At 68.8% G+C, this 17,976-nt stretch carries 16 protein-coding genes; 5 read left to right on the top strand and 11 right to left on the bottom strand.

From position 1 onward, the window contains the following. Nucleotides 1-516 (top strand): hypothetical protein (locus ABI385_RS09905; protein ID WP_348103581.1); only part of this gene is annotated, 516 nt, incomplete at its 5' end. A gap of 77 nt (nt 517-593) precedes the next feature. Here the strand turns inward: ABI385_RS09905 and ABI385_RS09900 are convergent. The 3 genes from ABI385_RS09900 to ABI385_RS09890 form a co-directional block, all read right to left on the bottom strand. Next, nucleotides 594-2,288: an alpha/beta hydrolase gene (locus tag ABI385_RS09900; protein ID WP_348103580.1), complete on the bottom strand. Its 1,695-nt coding sequence runs from the start codon at nt 2,286-2,288 to the stop codon at nt 594-596. After that, complete coding sequence (locus ABI385_RS09895; RefSeq protein ID WP_348103579.1) at nt 2,285-2,596, bottom strand: hypothetical protein; 312 nt, start codon at nt 2,594-2,596, stop codon at nt 2,285-2,287. The genes ABI385_RS09900 and ABI385_RS09895 overlap by 4 nt, the downstream gene beginning before the upstream one ends. 276 nt (nt 2,597-2,872) lie before the next feature. After that, entirely contained in the window at nt 2,873-3,274 is a 402-nt protein-coding gene (locus tag ABI385_RS09890) for a LysM peptidoglycan-binding domain-containing protein (protein ID WP_348103578.1), read from the bottom strand. Nucleotides 3,275-3,532: 258 nt separating this feature from the next. On the opposite strand from ABI385_RS09890, the gene lexA reads away from it, so the two are divergent. Continuing rightward, nucleotides 3,533-4,270: a transcriptional repressor LexA gene (gene lexA, locus ABI385_RS09885; protein WP_348103577.1), complete on the top strand. Its 738-nt coding sequence runs from the start codon at nt 3,533-3,535 to the stop codon at nt 4,268-4,270. 87 nt (nt 4,271-4,357) lie between these two features. Here lexA and ABI385_RS09880 read toward each other — a convergent pair whose 3' ends face one another. Further along, complete coding sequence (locus ABI385_RS09880) at nt 4,358-5,272, bottom strand: Sir2 family NAD-dependent protein deacetylase (protein ID WP_348103576.1); 915 nt, start codon at nt 5,270-5,272, stop codon at nt 4,358-4,360. 85 nt (nt 5,273-5,357) lie between these two features. Here ABI385_RS09880 and ABI385_RS09875 point away from each other — a divergent pair, with 85 nt between their 5' ends. Further along, entirely contained in the window at nt 5,358-6,278 is a 921-nt protein-coding gene (locus tag ABI385_RS09875; protein WP_348103575.1) for a LysR family transcriptional regulator, read from the top strand. Continuing rightward, a complete protein-coding gene (locus ABI385_RS09870) occupies nt 6,278-7,153 on the top strand; it encodes an alpha/beta fold hydrolase (RefSeq protein ID WP_348103574.1) in 876 nt (291 codons plus the stop codon). Before ABI385_RS09875 ends, ABI385_RS09870 begins: the two co-directional genes overlap by 1 nt. Nucleotides 7,154-7,157: 4 nt before the next feature. Here the strand turns inward: ABI385_RS09870 and ABI385_RS09865 are convergent, their stop codons facing one another. From ABI385_RS09865 to ABI385_RS09845, 5 genes are all read right to left on the bottom strand, one after another. Continuing rightward, nucleotides 7,158-9,692: a ComEC/Rec2 family competence protein gene (locus ABI385_RS09865; protein ID WP_348103573.1), complete on the bottom strand. Its 2,535-nt coding sequence runs from the start codon at nt 9,690-9,692 to the stop codon at nt 7,158-7,160. Then, nucleotides 9,689-10,738, bottom strand: coding sequence for a helix-hairpin-helix domain-containing protein (locus ABI385_RS09860; protein WP_348103572.1), 1,050 nt, complete (start codon nt 10,736-10,738; stop codon nt 9,689-9,691). Before ABI385_RS09860 ends, ABI385_RS09865 begins: the two co-directional genes overlap by 4 nt. A 112-nt stretch (nt 10,739-10,850) precedes the next feature. Beyond that, nucleotides 10,851-11,720, bottom strand: coding sequence for a DegV family protein (locus ABI385_RS09855; protein ID WP_348103571.1), 870 nt, complete (start codon nt 11,718-11,720; stop codon nt 10,851-10,853). Nucleotides 11,721-11,758: 38 nt separating this feature from the next. Continuing rightward, a complete protein-coding gene (gene leuS, locus ABI385_RS09850; RefSeq protein WP_348103570.1) occupies nt 11,759-14,731 on the bottom strand; it encodes a leucine--tRNA ligase in 2,973 nt (990 codons plus the stop codon). A 164-nt stretch (nt 14,732-14,895) separates the two neighbouring features. Continuing rightward, nucleotides 14,896-15,546, bottom strand: coding sequence for a lysoplasmalogenase (locus ABI385_RS09845; RefSeq protein ID WP_348103569.1), 651 nt, complete (start codon nt 15,544-15,546; stop codon nt 14,896-14,898). A gap of 73 nt (nt 15,547-15,619) precedes the next feature. On the opposite strand from ABI385_RS09845, the gene ABI385_RS09840 reads away from it, so the two are divergent. Then, the gene (locus tag ABI385_RS09840) at nt 15,620-16,009 is read left to right on the top strand and encodes a thioesterase, FlK family (RefSeq protein WP_348103568.1); all 390 of its coding nucleotides are present in this window, start codon (nt 15,620-15,622) and stop codon (nt 16,007-16,009) included. 48 nt (nt 16,010-16,057) lie between these two features. Here ABI385_RS09840 and ABI385_RS09835 read toward each other — a convergent pair whose 3' ends face one another. Together ABI385_RS09835 and ABI385_RS09830 are read right to left on the bottom strand one after the other, a co-directional pair. Then, nucleotides 16,058-16,957, bottom strand: coding sequence for a carbohydrate ABC transporter permease (locus ABI385_RS09835; RefSeq protein ID WP_348103567.1), 900 nt, complete (start codon nt 16,955-16,957; stop codon nt 16,058-16,060). Beyond that, entirely contained in the window at nt 16,954-17,856 is a 903-nt protein-coding gene (locus ABI385_RS09830; protein WP_407068255.1) for a carbohydrate ABC transporter permease, read from the bottom strand. The genes ABI385_RS09835 and ABI385_RS09830 overlap by 4 nt, the downstream gene beginning before the upstream one ends. Nucleotides 17,857-17,976: the final 120 nt, after the last annotated feature.

Below are 17,976 nucleotides of genomic sequence, written 5' to 3'. Positions count from 1 at the left end.
ATCGGCACCACGTGCTGGGCTGATGTCGTGCCCGGTAGCCGGCCGACCGTCACCATGGCGATGATCCAGAACGCGTTCAACCTGACGCCGTGGTCGACGCCCCAGATCACCACCCAGCCTGCGGGGAACACCACGTTGGTCGGCCTCGACACCTTCTACAAGGTGAACTGGACGCCGGCTGGATTCCAGCCGGAGGAGATCGACGCGATCGACCCCGCACGGATGAACGGCTACCAGGTCGACGTGCGCGTCAAGCTCGACCACTTCACCTACCAGTTCGGCGACGGCAAAGCCTTCGGCCCCACCACCTCGACCGGGGGTGTCTACCCATCAGGCGACATCACCCACCAATATCTCAGCGGCGGCGCCTACCCCTCCAACGTCAACACGACGTTCGGCGGCGAGTTCCGCATCAACGGAGGCGACTGGGCCCCCATCCCCGACACGGTCACCGTGCCCGGACCAGCGACCACCGTCACCGTCCGAACCGCCGCCGCCCAGCTCGTCGACCACTGAGTTGACACTGATTCGACTACTGAGTCGACTACTGACACGCGAGACGCCAACGCCGCCACGCAGTGGTTGCCAGCCCCTCAGGAGGCCCGTCGAACTCGAGTGCCGCTGCCGGCGACAACCGCCGCCACGTTCCACTGACTCGTGCTGCCGGGTGCAAGGTATTCGCTGTGCCCCACTGACGGCAGTCCCGTCGAACCGTCTGGAAGGCGCTCACCTGAGGTACCCAGAAGGTCAACACCGGAGATCCGGTCCGGGTCGGGCCCGAACCAGCCCAGGTCGGCGACCAGGTCCTCGTCGGCTTCGAGGACATGCACCCTGGGCAGCGGTAGCCCCAGGCGATCGGTGGGTACGCCCAGACCCGGTGACCCCATGACCACGAGGTCGTCCACCGCAGTGTTTCCCCGCGCCACCGCCACCCCGGCTGTAGTTGATCCGTAGGAGTGACCGATGAGGGTGAGATGACGGCCGCCACCCACACTCGCGAGAAAAGCCGCCAGCGCAACGGAGCCGGCCTCCGCGCTCGAACGGAGCACGACCGAGTGTGAGGAGAGCAATGTGTCCGCCAACTGTGGTGCGTCATAACCCATCCAGGTCACCGTCGCGACATCGCCTCGGTCGCCCCACCCCATCGACTCGCGTCGCGCGAGTGTCGTCAGCTGCGTCGCGGCAGCGTCTGCACCGACAAGGTCGCGACCTGCGGTGGTCGTGAAACCGTCCACCAGCACCGCGACATGGTCGGCCCGGTCGAGGTCCCCGACGGACACCGCGACCTTCGCGTCGCGTCCGGACATGTCCACGAGCAGCAGCTGACGCACCTGGCCGTCGGTGGAGCCGAGAACCTGCCGGACAGCCTGGATGGCGGCCAGCTTGCTCACGACTTCGGTGTATTCGACCCGTCGGGCACCACCACCGAATGTGCCGATCGTGGCCGCTTCGGCCAACCCGGTCAGCAGACCGTCCGGACTTGGTCGCAGGGCGATCTCGCGGCCGACGAGCAACCGCTCCTCACGGTCGAGCAGTACTCGGTTGGCCTGGTCCCTGGCCCAGGCGGGCAGCCCATCGGTCGCCCCCACCAGGTTTGGGCACTCGGCTACTGCCTGAGCACGCTCGGCTGACGTGAGCTCGCCCCACCAGGCCACCACGTCGGCTGCGGCTGCGGCTGCGGGTGACGGCGACGACGAGCTCAGCGCGGTTCCTCGGCTCGGCGCCGTCAGCAGCATCACGGAAACCGGTGATGCCGCCCACTCGAGACCGACACCAACACCGACACAGGATGCGCCGACCGCGCTCCCATGGGTCGACGCAAGGTGGGCCATCGCGCGCGACAGCGCTGCGGCCAAGGTCACGTCGGCCTCCTGCGCCAGCTGCGACGCATGTCCCAACAGCGCTCTGACCTCGGCGGCGGCCGGTGACACGCCTGCGGGATCGATGACCTCGCCGTCAGGCGACACCACCAACCCGTGCGCGTGCGCCAACGAATCGGCCTGCTGCAGCGCCCGCTCCGTCGATGCCAATACGTCGACACTCAAGCCGAGAGCAGCCATCGCAACCCCCCAGGCTTCGTCGAGAGCGGCGAGGCGCGACACCGCGACGGTATGCCTCACGCTCGCTTCGGCGGCCGCCTCGCCGGTCCACCAGTCACCCCTGGGCTGGGCCTGAAGGAGATCAGCGTGGGCGTGCGCCAAGCCGCTGCGCGCGCGGACCGCGACAGCATGACCGGACTCGAGCGGCGCCGACCGCCACTGCCCGATCCCGAGCACACTGCCGCTCACCACTGATCGCCGAACGCCGCACGCGGCTCGTAGGACAACGATCGGACCATCAGCTCACCAGAAGTGTACGAACGAGATGCGGCCGTCAGGCGCTCGCTCTGGACGACAAGCTCTGCCCGTAGTCCTCCCGTCTCGGCAGCGAGAAGATGCGCGAGATTCGCTGCGACACGGGCACTTTGGCTGCCCGGCATACCGGCGGCGATCGCCGCCAACAGCTCCCTCGCGAGTTGCGGGGCAAGCGAGTCCCCCGCCATGAACGTCGGCCGCGCTAACGCGCTGACGTGCTCCTCGTCGACGACCAGTCTCAACGCTCCTCCTCGTTCGTCCTATGACGACGAGATTAGGAGCGCGTTGGCGACAGCCGCCGACGTTGTCCACAGCCTTCGGAGAGGCGAAACCACCAGGGCAACGCCAGAGCCTGCAGCAGACCCATACCTCCATCACGAACGCCGTCCACCCGGTGGGGTGGACGGCATCCGCCTCTGGTGAGGTCGGCGACCAGGGGGTCGAGGCCTGGCGCCGTCTGTGTCCGCCCTGCTCACGCCGGAACGTGCCTGAACGTGGAGCGGCAGCGGAAGTCTGGGTCAGCCGATGGTCGGGATCTGAAGCACCTGGCCCGCGTGGATCTCGCTCGAGCTCAGCCCGTTGGCCAGCTGGATCTGGGCGACGCCCTCGCGGATCGGCAGTGCGGGCAGCTCGCGGGCGGCAATCTGCGAGAGCGTCTGCCCCGGCACGACCGTCGCGATGTGATGACCAGCTGCTGCGGCCGTCAACGCGCCGAGCAGGGTCCACGTGATGGCGAGCGCGATGCTGGTGACGACGACCGTGCGGACCAGCCGGCCGGCTCGGGTCATCCGGACTGGAACCAGCGCCGGCGCGACGACCTCGGAACCGGTGGGCACCAGCTGCAGCCGCGGGCGACCATGGACGATCGGCGCCTCGAGGCCACCGAGTGACTCGACGTCCCAGGCAAGTGCTGCGCTCATGTTGACCTCCGTTGGGGTGGATGAACGACGGGCGACTGGCCCCGACCGGGTCGGGGTCGAACGTCTGTGCGATCGAACCTCTGTGCGATTTGTAGCACGGTTGTTCGAGAAAGTCGAGACACGCCTCGAACAGGTGTTTGGCACTGACGTTCGAACCTCATAGGCTGTCTGCATGGGATGTAGTCCAGCATTGGCCACCGACAGGCCAGTTGACCTGCGACGATTCCCTCACGCGAACACGACGAGGAAGTGGTGAACATGGCCGACGTCCATGAGATGCCTGACCTCGGTCCCGAGGGCAAGCTCGGGTCCGGGCTCACGGTTCGACAGCGCCGGGTGCTCGAGGTGATCCGAAACTCGGTCGACCGGCGCGGATACCCGCCCAGCCTGCGCGAGATCGGTGAGTGGGTGGGGCTGACCAGCCCGAGCAGCGTCGCGCACCAGCTCGCTGCCCTCGAGCGCAAGGGATATCTGCGCCGCGACCCCAACCGCCCTCGGGCGATCGAGATCGTCTCACCCGACACCGAGCCCGACGCTCGCGGTTACCGCGCGGGCGACAGCCACGCCAGCGAGATCAACACCACCCTCTACGACGAGACCGGTGCCGGCGACGCGCGGCCGGAACCGTCCTACGTCCCGGTGGTCGGACGGATCGCAGCCGGCGGTCCGATCCTGGCCGACGAGGTCATCGAGGACGTGTTCCCACTTCCCCGCCAGATCGTCGGCGAGGGGTCGCTGTTCCTGCTCAAAGTCGTCGGCGACTCGATGATCGACGCGGCGATCTGCAACGGAGACTGGGTGGTCGTTCGCCAGCAGCCCACCGCCGACAACGGTGACATCGTGGCGGCGATGCTCGACAACGAGGCCACGGTGAAGACCTTCAAGCGGCGCGACGGCCACGTGTGGCTGATGCCGCACAACGCGGACTACTCCCCCATCGACGGCGACGATGCGACCATCCTGGGCAAGGTGACCGCCGTCCTGCGGCGCATCTGAGGGTTTGACACACGCACCTGGGCGACCGGCATGCCGGCCGTTGGCCCATCGGTGCTCAGGCCGGCAACGCTCAGGCGGCCTCGCGGATCAGCCGAGCGACAACTGGGCGACGAGGTCGTGCAGCGTCTCACCGAGCGGAGCGTGCAGACGCAGCGTGGCTTCCGGGTCGCCTCGGCTCGCACTCGCGGTGACGATGGCGACCGGTATGCCGCCGCGCGCGGCCCGCCGAACGAAGCGGTAACCGCTCATCACCGCGAGCGACGAGCCGAGCACCAGAAGGGAGCGAGCGCTCTCCACGAGCGAGAAGCAGCGCTCCACAGTCGGTTTGGGGACGGACTCACCGAAGAAGACGACGTCGGGCTTGAGGGTGTCGGCGCGGCAGACCAGACAGCACGGCAGGTGGAATCGGTCGGTGACCTCGTCGTCCAGCACGATGTCGCCGTCCGGCCTGATCTGGCTCGAGACGCGCGAACCGTCCGCGGCCAGGCCCAGAGCCCGCTCGGTGAAGCCGGGGTTGGCTGCGCGCAGCCGCTCGTGCAGCTCCTCGCGCCCACTCAGGTCGCCGCAGGTCAGGCAGACGACGCGGTCCAGGCTGCCGTGCAGCTCCACGACGTCCGTCGCTCCGCTGGCCTGGTGGAGGCCGTCGACGTTCTGCGTGATGAGGCCGTCCAGCAGCCCACCCCGCTGCAGGACAGTCACCGCGCGATGACCGTCATTGGGTTCCGCCCTGGAGAACCGTTGCCACCCGATGTGGCTACGTGCCCAGTAGCGGCGACGGGCGTCGCTGGAGCCGGCGAACTCGGCATACTGCATCGGCGTCACCCGCCGGGTGCCGTCCGGGCCGCGATAGTCGGGGATGCCCGACTCGGTGGACAGACCCGCCCCCGTGAGAACGAGGACGCCGCCCTGGCGTACCAGATCGAACAACCCCTGTCGCGGCGCCTCGGAGACTCCCTGCTGACCGGCGCCCCCCGACCGACCCGAGGCAGGTGCGCTGGTCATGTGACCAGTATGTGTCTCAGCCGGCCGCAGAACAGCAGGTGATGGAGTGGCTGGCTTCGATAACCGCTCGTTATAGAATGTGGTCATGATCGACGCCGCCGGCCTGCGGGTCATGAAAGCCATCGCCGACGAGGGCAGTTTTACCGGAGCCGCCGTCGCGCTCGGATTCTCGCAGCCCGCCGTCTCACAGATGGTGCGGCGTCTCGAGCAACGCACTGGCACCGTGCTCGTCGAGCGGTTCGGTCGCAACGTCCGCCTCACCGAGGCAGGCGAGGTGCTGGCCAGACACGCCGTCGGCGTCCTGGCGGCCCTCGACGCCGCCGAGGAGGAGGTCGCCGCGATTGCTGGACTGCGTGCCGGTCGGGTGCGCCTGATGGCCTTCCCGTCCTCGTCCGCGTCGCTGGTCCCGCGGGCGCTGGCCCTGGTCAAGGAGCGTTTTCCCGACATCAGTGTGACATTCAGCGAAGGCGAACCGCCGGAGTCCCTGGCCGCACTGCGGGCCGGTGAGTGCGACATCGCGGTGGCCTTCGCCTACGAGGGCACCGATATCGGGCGTGGCGAGGACCTCGACTACTTCGTCACCCACCACCTGCTCGACGACGAGGTGCGGCTGGCCGTACCCCTGGGTCATCCACTCGCCGACCGCCAGCAGGTCGACCTCTCAGAGTTCGCCGACGAGGAGTGGATCGCCGGGTGTCCCCGCTGTCGCGGCCACCTGCTGGCGCTGACCCGTCAGGCCGGCTTCAGCCCGACGGTCTCATTCGAGACCGAGGACTACATCGCCGTCCTCGGGCTGGTCAGCTCCGGGCTCGGAGTCGCGTTGGTTCCCGACCTGATCCTGGCAGCGGCCCACACCACCGACGTCGCCACCCTGTCTCTGCGACCGGCTTCGCGGCGAGAGATCCACGCCGTGACGACCAAGGATCTGCAACGGGTCCCGGCGGTGAAGGCCACGCTCGACGCCCTCACCGACAGCGCACGGCACCAGTCGTTCGCGCCGGCCTGATGCTGCTGGACCTCCCAGACGGGCGGCAGCTGGACGTCCTCGTGTCCGGGCCCGACCACGCGGTCCCCTTCGTCTTCCACCACGGGACGCCGGGTTCCGTCCTCCAGACGAGGGTCATGCGCGCGGCGACGCTCGAGCACGGTATGCGTCTGGTCACGTTCGCCCGTCCCGGGTACGGGGCGTCGTCACGTCTGCCTGGACGGCGGGTCGTGGATGTCGCCGCCGATGTGGAGATCGTCCTCGACCACCTCGGTGCCGAACGCGCGGTCGTCGCAGGTTGGTCGGGAGGAGGTCCGCATGCGCTGGCAACCTCAGCCCGGCTCACCGACCGGGTCGCCGCGACCGTGCTGATCGCCTCGGTGGCCCCGTGCGGCGACGCGGGGATTCCTTGGGACGTCTGGCTGTTGGGGATGGGCGACGACAACCTGGACGAGTTCGGTTGTGCCGCACGGGGTGAGGAGCCGTTGCGGGCGTACCTCGACGGACAGGCCGCCGACCTGCGCGAAGCCGACCCGCATCAGATCATGGCGAACATGGCATCCCTCCTTCCTCCCGTCGACCGCGCTGCTCTCACCGACGAGTTCGGTGACGAGCTCGCGGCGGCCTTCCACGAGGGTCTGCGCAACGGGGTGGACGGCTGGCTCGACGACGATCTGGCCTTCGTCGAAGACTGGGGTTTCGACCTCGACGAGGGGACGGTCCCGACCTACGTCTGGCAGGGGTCGGCAGACCTCATGGTCCCCTTCGCCCACGGACAATGGCTGAGCGAGCGCCTCCCGAGGGCGATCCCCCACCTAGAAGTCGGCGAAGGGCATCTGTCGATCGCCATCGACGCCCTCGACCGGATGCTCGACGAGGCCGTCACCCACATCTGACCAGTCAGCGCTGCGTGGCGACTTCGACGGCGGCTTGCGCGCTCGTCCTCTCCACCGCCACGTCACCGTCCTGGTCGGTCCGAAACACTCGGTAACCGTCGGCCACCAGGGTGGCCACTGTCGACGGTGCCGGGTGCCCGTAGTCGTTGTCGCGACCGACGCTGATCACTGCCACCGGCGCGCGGACCAGTTCGAGCAGCGCGTCGTCGCGGTTCGCGGACCCGTGATGGGCGACCTTGACGAGGTCGAAGGGGGGCACCGGCGGCCCGGCCCCGGCGAGGGCCTGCTGCATCTCCAGGAGCACCGCGTGCGCAGCCTCCCGTTCGACGTCCCCGAGGAGCAGCAGGTGCAGCCCGGCGACGTCGATCGAGAGCACAAGCGATGCGTTGTTGGGGACCGATCCGGCGTGGATCACGCGCTCGGGCCACCAGACGTGGGCGGCGATGCCGTCCCAGGCCAGGTCGTCTCCAGCGTACGCCGGAGTGACCGGCACCGCTGCGGCAGCAGCCCACGACTGCACCTCCTGCGCCTGGAAGGGTGGGTCGCGGACGGGAGTGGTGATCACCTGCCGGACCACTCGACCTCGCAGGACGCCTGGGAGCCCGTCGACGTGGTCAGCGTGGAAGTGGGTGAGGACGACGGCGTCGACGACCTCGACGTGCAGGCGGGACAGGCAGGCATCGACCAGGGTCGGGTCCGGTCCAGCATCGACGACGACTGCCCGTCCCGGTCCCGACGACAGAACCAGTGCGTCGCCCTGTCCCACATCGCAGGCGACGAACTGCCAGCCGGGCAGCGGCCAGGTCATCAGATGGGTAGGGAGCACGGCTCCGACGCCCAGCACCCCCACGGCGGCGACCACGACCGGTGCCCGGCGGGCGCGGTGCACCAGCCACGGCCCGGAGAGCAGGATCCCCCCGCTGAGCGCGGCGAGCAGGGCCGCACCCCACCAGGTGGCCGGCCATGGCAGTACCGCAAGCGGTGCGTCGGCGCCGGTGCGAGCGACCCAGGCGATACCCAGCGTGGGGAGGGCCGCCAGCCAGCCCAGCCAGGTGGCTCCCCACAGCCAGACCACGGACGTCAGCGCTGTCGCGACGCCGATCACGGTCGCAGGCGCGACGAGCGGTGCAGCCGCGAGGTTCGCGAATACTCCCACCACCGACACCGAGCCCTGGAGAAGCACGATCACCGGCGCGCACATGAGCTGGGCGGCACACGGGACGGCGAGGGCGGTACCCCAGGAGCGGATCCGAGCCGGTAGGAACCGGCCGATGACGGCGCCCCAGCTGGAGGCGAAGAGCAACAGGCCGAGCGTGGCCAGAGAGGAAAGGACGAACCCGGCGGACCGGGCCAGCCACGGGTCCCAGCACAGGAGCGCGAGGATGGCGGCCGCCAACGCCGGTATGCCTGCTCGTCGCCTCGACGTCCCCATCCCCAACAGTCCGACCGCCCCCATGGCGGCCGCTCTGAGAACACTCGGCTCGGGCCGCACGAGGACGACGAACGCGACCAGTAGCCCGGCCGCGACGACAGGACGCCATCGACGACGCAGACCCAGCAGGCGGCACAGCGCCAACGCCGCCGCAAGGACGATCGCGACGTTGGAGCCACTGACGGCGGACAGATGGGTCATCCCCGTCACCAGCATCGCGTCGTCGAGCTCGGCGGGCGTTCGCGAGGTATCGCCGATCACCAGACCGGGCAAGAGGCCGCGGGCATCGGCGGGGAGCGAGTCGGTCGCGGTGGCGAAGCGTTCCCGCACGGTCGCAGCCACGCCCTCCACCCGGCCCGCATCGGCGAGGACCCTCGGCGACCCACGCGCCGTGAGTACCGCCGCGACGTCGTCGGCCGGGTCGTCAGTGGGCGCCAGGCGACCACCCACCTCTACCTCGTCGTGCCAGCCCACGGCCAGCCACGACCGGTCGCCGAACACCAGCACCGGGGTGTGGACCGCGGCGACGAAACCACGTCCGGTGACCCGTTCCAGGTCGAGGGTCACAAGGACCATCGGGTCGCTCTCGGGCCTACCGGACGGTGGGGCGAGCGCCCGGGGGTCGGACGCTACCCGCGCAACCACCGTCACCGTGGCTTGTTCGCGAGCGAGGTCGAGAACGGGTCCGGCGTCGCGAACCGCCCGTTGAGCGGACAGGGCCACGAGCGCGACGGTGGTCGCCACGAGACACAGCAGGACCAGGGTGAGCCACGCCGAAGGCTCACGAGCACTGCGCCGCCGCTGCCGCCACCAGAGGGAGAGGGCGGCCGTGAGCATCGCGCAGACACCGGCCCCGGCCGCAGTCGTCGACGGACCTGACCCGAGCAGGGCGGCCACGAGCGCCCAGGCCAGAACTGCGGGCAGGAGGAGTCGAAGGTCGGCGAGCCGATGGACGGTCCTGTCGGCCGGAGGCGCAGAGAGGGGGTTTTCGGCTGGGATGGCGGCTGGGGTGGCGGGGGGAGCTGCGGCAAAGGCCGCGGGACGTCCGGGGACGCCTTCGGGACGAGCGTTCGGACCACCAGTGCCACCCGCCGCCGCGTTGCTCACACGCGTACGCGTAGCCGCAGCTGCTCCAGGAGCTTGTCGCCGATGCCGCTCACCTCGCCCAGCTCGTCGACCGTGCTGAAACGGCCGTGCTGCCGCCGCCAGTCGAATATCCGCTGGGCAAGCACCGGTCCGACACCGGGGAGGCCGTCCAGCGCGCCCACGTCGGCAGTGTTGAGGTCGACCACTGCAGCAACGCCGTTGGAGCTGCCGGCGGTTCCGGATCCGCCGCCCACTCCTGTGGCCCCAACCGGACCGAGGGTCTGGGGAGGGTTCTCACCGGGTCGTGGGACGAACACCTGCTCGCCGTCGGACACCGCCCGGGCGAGGTTGAGCCGGCGCAGGTCCGCCTCGGGTAGCGCACCGCCCGCCGCAGTGAGGACGTCGACGACCCGGGACCCGTCGTCGACCGAGACGATGCCCGGATGGGCCACCTGCCCCACGACGTCGACAACCAGCCTGCGCGACTGTGTCGCACCCGTCGCGGTCGCAGCCGGACCAGTGCCGCTGGTCGCGAAGGCCGCGGGCACGCTTCTCGCGCCGGAAGCCCTGCTGGCGTCCGCAGCTCCCGACCGGGGCACTGCCTGTGGCGTGGAGCTCTGCTCTGCCCAGGCCACGCGCACGGCGAAAACCGCCACGGCGCACACGAGCACCACGGTGAAGGCGATAACGGCCCGCCAGGACACCCGCAGCCGGGCTCCCCGCAGGATCGCCGGCAGCGTCACGATGCGGGGTCGGTCGGCTGCCGTTCGGCGATGTCGCCCACCGGTGTCACGGGCGTCGCCGGTGCCACGGCCGCGGGCCGCGCCTGCCGCGCGGCCCTCGTCCCCTCCCGCCTCTGCGCTTGCGTCGGGACCTCCCGAGAACCACGCCTCGTCCTCGTCGGCGTCAGTGAGCTCGGGAAGGTCCCACCCGTGCGGCACCCAGCCGCGCGACGCTTCCGCCTCGGCCTGACGCGAGCGACGCTCGGTCGGTCCGGGCGAGCGCGACCGGGCCAGCAACGCCCGCACGCGGGTGAGGTCGGGCTCCGGTGGTGGGTGACGCGGCATACGACGACGGTAAGAAGCAGATCCGTGCCGGTCGAACCGCCGGACGGGCCCTGTGGATCATGGGACGAACGGTCCGGGGGGTGTGGAGATCAGGGAAGGGCGGGCGACCCGGTCAGGGCCGGGGCCGTGGCGAGGCCACAGCCGCCAGCGTGCCCGGACCCGCATGCGAGCCGACAACAGCCCCGAGCTCGGCCACGACCACCTCACCGACACCCGGAACCCGCTCGCGCAGCGTCTGCGCCAGAGCTTCGGCGCGTACCTGTGCGTCGAGGTGCTGCACCGCGATGTCGACCTGCCCACCGCTCGCGATCACGTCGTTCGCGGCGGAGGAGATCAGCTCGGTGACCCGGGCGAGTGCTCGGCTCGCGGTGCGCACCTTCTCGAGTGGCCGGATGGTCCCGTCGACCAGGGTGAGGATGGGCTTGATCGAGAAGGCCGACCCGACCAGCGCCGACGCCGCCGCGATACGGCCGCCGCGTCGCAGGTACTCTAGCGTGTCGACGTAGAAGGCCACCTTCGCGGCGGCTGCGCGAGTCCGGGCGATCCTCGCGATGGTTGCGGGATCCGCCCCGGAGGCTGCTGCCTCGGCTGCGGAGAGGACCGCAAAGCCCATCGCCATACCGAGCGACCTCGAGTCGACGACGTCCACCGGCACGGGAGAGTCGGCCGCCGCCAGCCGGGCCGACTCACACGTCCCCGACATCGCCGAGGAGATGTGGATCGACACGATGTGCGAGGCCCCAGAGGCGGCTGCCGCCTCGTAGGCGTCGAGGAACGCCTGAGGCGGCGGCCGCGACGTGCTCAGCGGCGTGAAGGTGCGCAACGCAGCCGACAGGTCCTCGACGGTCACGTCGACCCCTTCACGATGCTGCTTACCGCCCATGACGATGTGCAGCGGAACCACCGTGATCGGAACAGAGCCGCTGCGGACCAGCTCCGCCGGCAGGTATGCCGTGGAGTCGGTGACGATGGCAACGTTCACCTGAGCCACGCTAGCGCCTCGCCAGGTCACAGCTCCCGTCAGACCGGAACCACGTTGACCAAGCGAGGAGCCCGCACGATCACGGTGCGGACACCGCCGGGCGTTGCAGCCACGACCTTGTCCCGCGCCAGCACCAGGTCACGTAGTGCTGACTCGTCGATGTCGGAAGGGACCTCGACCCGGTCCCGGACCTTGCCTCGGATCTGGATGACGCAGGTCACCTCCTCCTCCACGAGCAGGTCCGGGTCGGCGACCGGGAACGGCCAGTGCGAGACGCCGGTGTCGTGGCCGAGCCGTGCCCACAGCTCCTCTGCGATGTGCGGGGCGACCGGCGCGACCATGAGCACGAGCGCCTCCACGGCCTCGCGTGGGACCGCATCGAGCTTCGTCAGGTGGTTGTTCAGCTCGATCAGCTTGGCGATCGCCGTGTTGAACCGCAGGTGCTCGTAGTCCTCACGTACCCCGGCGATGGTGCGATGCACCGTCACTCTCGTCGTCACCGCGGGAACTGCGTCGTCAACGCGGACTGATCCGGTCGACTCGTCGATCACGTTGCGCCACAACCGCTGCAGGAACCGTTGGCTCCCGACGACGGCCCGTGTCTCCCATGGCCGGCCCAGATCCAACGGACCCATCGACATCTCGTAGACCCGGAACGTGTCCGCGCCGTAGGCGGCATACATGTCGTCCGGGCTGACGGAGTTCTTCAGCGACTTGCCGATCTTGCCGTACTCGCGGTTGACCGGGTCGCCCTGCCAGCGGAAGGTCGGCTCCCGCCCGTGCGTCCCGGGGACCTCCTCCACCTCCTCGGCGGGCACGTACTGGCCGCGGGAGTCGGTGTAGGCGTATGCCTGGATCATCCCTTGCGAGTAGTACCTGCGGAACGGCTCCTCGCTCGAGACGTAACCCAGGTCGAACAGCACCTTGTGCCAGAAGCGCGCGTAGAGGAGGTGCAGCACGGCGTGCTCGACGCCACCGATGTAGAGATCGACACCGCCCGGGTCGACCGTGCCCGCGGGGGCGCCCGTCACCGGCGTCGGGTAGGCCCCCAGCCAGTAACGTTCATTCTCCGGGTCGCAGAATGTCTCGTGGTTGGCTGGGTCGAGGTAACGCAGGTAATACCAACAGGATCCGGCCCAGTTGGGCATCGTGTTGGTCTCCCTGCGATAGGTGCGCACCCCGCTGCCGGCGCCCAGGTCGAGCTCGACCTCGACCCATTCCGGCACCCGGGACAAGGGCGGCTCAGGCATACTCTGCGCGTCCTCAGGGTCGTAGGTCTTCGGCGTGTAGTCCGGAACCTCGGGCAACGTCAACGGCAGCATCGAGTCGGGCAGCCGATGTGGCGTGCCGGCCTCGTCGAAGACGATCGGGAACGGCTCCCCCCAGTACCGCTGGCGGCTGAATAGCCAGTCCCGCAACCGGAAGTTGACCGTCCCACGCCCGATCCCGTGGTCCTGCAGGTAGCCGATGATCACGGCCTTGGCCTCGGATACCCCGAGCCCGTCGAGGGAGATGTCCTCGTTGGCCGAGTTGATCGCCGGGCCGTCACCGGTGAAGGCCTCGCTCTCGGGGTGGTTCTCGCTCGGCTGCACCGTGCGGACGACAGGCAGGTCGTACGCCACCGCGTACGCCCAGTCGCGCTCGTCCTGGCCCGGCACGGCCATGATCGCGCCGGTGCCGTACCCCATCAAGACGTAGTCGGCGACGAACACCGGAATGGGCTGTCCCGTCAACGGGTTCGTTGCGAACGCGCCGGTGAAGACACCGGTCTTGGACCGGTCGTCCATCTGTCGATCCACCTCGCTCTTGCGCGAGGTCGACAGCCGGTATGCCGCGACGGCCTCACGGGGAGAGGCGGCGGCCACCCGGTCCGAGCCCTTCCAGACCTCCTTGGTTCCCTCCGGCCATCCATCGGTCGGGACGATCTCGTCGACAATTGGGTGCTCCGGCGCCAGGACCATGAACGTGGCACCGAACACCGTGTCCGGCCTCGTGGTAAAGACCTCGATCCCCGAGTTGGTCCCCGAGGCGGAGCCGCGCGCGGTCGGTGCCGGGAAGACGACTCGCGCACCGTTCGACCGCCCGATCCAGTTGCGCTGGATGACTTTCACGTTCTCCGGCCAGTCGACCCGGTCCAGGTCGTCCGCGAGGCGGTCGGCATACGCAGTGATCCGCATCATCCACTGACGCAGGTTGCGCCGGAACACGGGGAAGTTGCCGCGTTCCGAGCGACCCTCGTTGGTGACCTCCTCGTTGGACAGCACGGTCCCCAACCCGGGGCACCAGTTCACCGACGCCTCGGAGGTGTAGGCCAGGCGGAACTCCCCCAACACTGCCTCTCGCTCGGCGCCGCTGAGGTCGGACCAGGCCCCACCGTCTGCACCTGGGACGGCGCGCGCACCAGATATGAACTCGGCTTCGAGCTCCGCGATCGGCCGGGCCGCTCCGCGTTGTCCGTCGGGTCGGACGGCCTGCGAGTCGTACCAGGAGTCGTAGATCTTCAGGAAGATCCACTGCGTCCATCGGTAGTAGTCCTCGTCGAACGTCGCATAGCTGCGCCGGTCGTCGAACCCCAGCCCGAGCCGCCGCAGCTGGCGACGCATCACGACCATGTTTGCCTCGGTCGTTTTGCGCGGGTGCTGGCCGGTCTGCACGGCATACTGCTCCGCCGGCAGCCCGAACGCGTCATACCCCAGGCAGTGCATGACGTTGCGCCCGAGCATCCGGTGGAACCGTGAGTAGACGTCGGTCCCGATGTAACCCAACGGATGACCGACGTGCAGACCCGCACCGCTCGGGTACGGGAACATATCGAGCACCACGAGCTTCTCGCCCAGCTCGGCGACCTTGTCAGGCTCGGCCCACGGGCCTGCCGGGTTCGGTGCGTGGAACGTCCCGCGCTCCTCCCACCGGTCCTGCCAGGCCTGCTCGATCTCGCCGGCCAGGATCGCCGTGTAGCGGAACGCCGTGCCGCTCGGGTCACCGGTCCCGCTTGTCGTCTCGCTGCTCATCTAGGTCTGCCTGCTCTTCTGCTCGGTCATGGGGTCTCCTGCTCCGGACATGGAAAAGCCCCTCGCACAGGAGGGGCGCCGCGCTGCGTGGAGGTCAGCGCGGCTGGAGAAGGAGGAGCTGCCGGGTCATGTTCGACAGGCTACCGCAGCCCACCTCGAGCCGATCAGGCCACGAGGTCGGGCCTCAGCAACCCGACGGTGAGCAGACCGAGCGCCAGGTGGTAGGTCACCATCACGACCAGGGCACTTCCTCGGAAGTCCCTCCCGAAGCGCGAGGACGCCAGTGTCGCGTCGCTGACGATGAACAGCGACGCCCCCACCGCGACCAGCAGATGCCCGGACCACCAGGCGACGCATCCGACCGCACCAATGACCAACCCGTATGCCAGTGGGGGCACCCCTTCGACCGGGTCGCGGCGGGCCAGCGGGACCAGCGCGACCGAGACCACCGCCAGCACCAGCAGCACCGTGATGACCACGCCGACCCAGAACGGCTGGCGATGGGACATCGTCAACACCGACCCCGCGAAGGCGACCTGCGCGCAGAGGAAGCTGACCAGACCGATGCCCAGCAACCGGTCGGACCGACGGAGCAGAAGCACATCACCGAGCAGACAGAAGCCGAGCGCCACCAGCAGCCACCGTCCGCTCGTCGTGAGGTCGGCGTGCAACAGCCACGCGAACGCGGCCAGAAACGTCGGCACCGCAGGCCCCGCGACCTGTTCGACCTCGCGAAGGCCACGCCCGACGACGCACCAGTCGACCGCGGCGGCCGCCGCCGTGACCGCCAGCAGAAGCCAGGCATACGTGTTCACGGCCGAACTGTGACAGAACCGCAGCGTCACCAACTCACGGCTCGCCTGGGGCTCGGGCCCGTATGCTTCGAGAATGGAGGCCAGCGAGCACACCGTGACCGATGCCGACACCGCGGTCCGACTGGGAAGCGGCGACATGCCGGTGCTCGCGACACCTCGCCTGATCAACTGGATCGAGCGTGCTGCGTTCGCAGCGGCGGCCGAGAGCCTGGACGATGACCACACGACGGTCGGGGTGATGGTGAAAGTCGAGCACATCAAGCCGGCGCCGGTGGGGACCACGGTGCGGGTCACGAGCTCCCGGCCGGTGAGCGACGGACGCAGGTTGATCTTCCACGTCCGGGTCCTCGACGACCACGGCGACGAGGTCGCCGTCGGCGAGTTCCAGCGTGCTGTCGTGGACCGGGCCCGCTTCCTCGCCAAGGTCGGCCTGGCACCCGAGGCTTCGTCGGACGCCGGCTGACCGGCTGATCCCGGCATATCCGGCCGTTTTCAGCGAGGTCGAGGCCGGTTACCGGGAGGTCCCCTGCGCTACCGAACCTTGCAGCTGGCGTTGGAAGATGATGTAGACGACGAGGACCGGCAGGACGGTGATGACGACGGCCGCGAACAGCGCCCCGTAGTCCACGGAGTAGCCGGCTTGTGAGGCGAACGATGCCATCCGTTGCGAGAGCACGTATTTCGCCTCGTTGGAGTTCAGGGCCACCGGCAGCAGGAACTGGTTCCAGAGCCCGAGGAAGTTGAAGATCGCCACCGAGGCGAGACCGGGTCTGGCCATCGGCAGCATCACCTGGAAGAAGGTCCGCCACTCCCCTGCCCCGTCGAGCTCGGCCGCCTCGTAGATCTCGTCGGGGAGCGCCTTGAAGAACGCGAACAGGAAGAAGACCGTGAACGGCAGGGCGAAGGAGACGTAGGTGACGATCAGGCCCTGATAAGTGTTGAGGACGTTGAGGCTTCGCAGGATGAAGAACAACGGGACGATCGCGAGGAAGACCGGGAAGGTCAGTCCGGCGAGCATCGCATAGTAGATGGCCCGGTTCCCGAAGAACTCGAACCGCGCCAACACGTAGGCGCACATCGCTCCGAGCACCATCACGATCGTCAGCGAGAAGCCCACGACGATGATCGTGTTGATGTAGGACTGACCGATCCCAGCCGTGTCCCACGCAGACGAGTAGTTCGAGAACGTCAGGCTGGACGGCAGGCCGAAGGGCGACCCGAGGATCTCCGTGGTCGTCTTGAAGGACGACAGCACCGTCCAGAGCAGCGGCAGGATCACGACGATCGACCACAGGATCAGCACTGCGTGTGAGAGCGCCGTGGCAGGACCGGTTCCTCTCTGGGCCCCGGCGGGGCTGCGGTCGACCGGCGCCGTCTGCTGCCAGGCGGTGTCAGCAGTATCGGCGCTCATACCTGGCCTCCCGAGTCGCGGCCGCCAGTCACCCGGTTGACGCCGAAGACGATCGCGGCGAACAGCAACGTGACGAGCGCCATCACGACGCCCATCGCGGTGGCATACCCGAACTGCCCCTTGGTGAAGGCAGTGTTGAACAGCTCTTGGGGCATGACCAGGGTGCTGTTGTTGGGTCCGCCGAACGGGTTGAGCGCTTGCATGTAGACGAACGCGTCGAGCGCGGCGATGCCGAGATAGATGTATGCCGTCTGCACGGTGTCGCGGATCAGCGGGATGGTGACCGACCAGATCGTCCGGAGCCGGCCGGCACCGTCGAGCCGCGCTGCCTCGTAGATCTCGGCGGGCACGCCCTTGATGGCCGCGACGAACAGCACCGTGTAGAACCCGACGAAGCTCCAGATGATGACGAACATCGTCGCGGGCATGGCGGTGGCGACGTTGCCGAGCCACGCGAACGAGGCGAACTGTTTGAGACCGATCCCCGTGAGCATCCCGTTCAGCATCCCGGCCGACGGGTCGTACACCTGCGCCCAGATGATGCCGATGACGATGGCCGGAACGGTGTAGGGAAAGAACGAGACCACCCGGTAGAAGCCCGAACCGCGAAGCCCCCGGACATTGCCGCTCGCGGACCCGGCCACCGTGACCAGGCTGGCGAACAACAGCGAGAGCGCGATCGTCACGAACGGGACGACGATGGCCAACAGGATGTTGTTGAGTACCGACCGACGGAACGCGTCGTCGGAGAGCAGCTTCTGATAGTTGGCGAACCCGATGAAGTTCATCGTGGGCGTGAAGCCGGACCAGTCGGTCATCCCGAAGTAGAGCGCCTGCACGAACGGCGAGATGACGAACACGATGAACAGCGCCACCGGCACACCGAGGAAGACCACCATGAAGCTGACCCGGTCGAACGTCAGACGGCGCCGCCGCCGGACCCTGCCCCCCAAGGGGGCAGAGCCCGGTCCAGCCGACGCAACCGGCGCGGTCACGGTGCGACCGTCCCGGTCATGCGA

Origin of the sequence: Lapillicoccus sp. (assembly GCF_039935575.1) — a bacterium.
Classification (GTDB): Bacteria; Actinomycetota; Actinomycetes; order Actinomycetales; family Dermatophilaceae; genus Lapillicoccus.
Note: the sequence above shows the minus strand (reverse complement) of the source record. Positions and strands in the feature narration are given on the sequence as shown.

Coding starts and splice junctions, on each gene's coding strand:
- ABI385_RS09890 (WP_348103578.1), bottom strand. CDS start 3,274: ATGAGCGCAGCACTTGCCTGGGACGTCGAGTCACTCGGTGGCCTCGAG.
- lexA (WP_348103577.1), top strand. CDS start 3,533: ATGGCCGACGTCCATGAGATGCCTGACCTCGGTCCCGAGGGCAAGCTC.
- ABI385_RS09880 (WP_348103576.1), bottom strand. CDS start 5,272: ATGACCAGCGCACCTGCCTCGGGTCGGTCGGGGGGCGCCGGTCAGCAG.
- ABI385_RS09875 (WP_348103575.1), top strand. CDS start 5,358: ATGATCGACGCCGCCGGCCTGCGGGTCATGAAAGCCATCGCCGACGAG.
- ABI385_RS09870 (WP_348103574.1), top strand. CDS start 6,278: ATGCTGCTGGACCTCCCAGACGGGCGGCAGCTGGACGTCCTCGTGTCC.
- ABI385_RS09860 (WP_348103572.1), bottom strand. CDS start 10,738: ATGCCGCGTCACCCACCACCGGAGCCCGACCTCACCCGCGTGCGGGCG.
- leuS (WP_348103570.1), bottom strand. CDS start 14,731: ATGAGCAGCGAGACGACAAGCGGGACCGGTGACCCGAGCGGCACGGCG.
- ABI385_RS09840 (WP_348103568.1), top strand. CDS start 15,620: ATGGAGGCCAGCGAGCACACCGTGACCGATGCCGACACCGCGGTCCGA.
- ABI385_RS09835 (WP_348103567.1), bottom strand. CDS start 16,957: ATGAGCGCCGATACTGCTGACACCGCCTGGCAGCAGACGGCGCCGGTC.
- ABI385_RS09830 (WP_407068255.1), bottom strand. CDS start 17,856: ATGGTGGTCTTCCTCGGTGTGCCGGTGGCGCTGTTCATCGTGTTCGTC.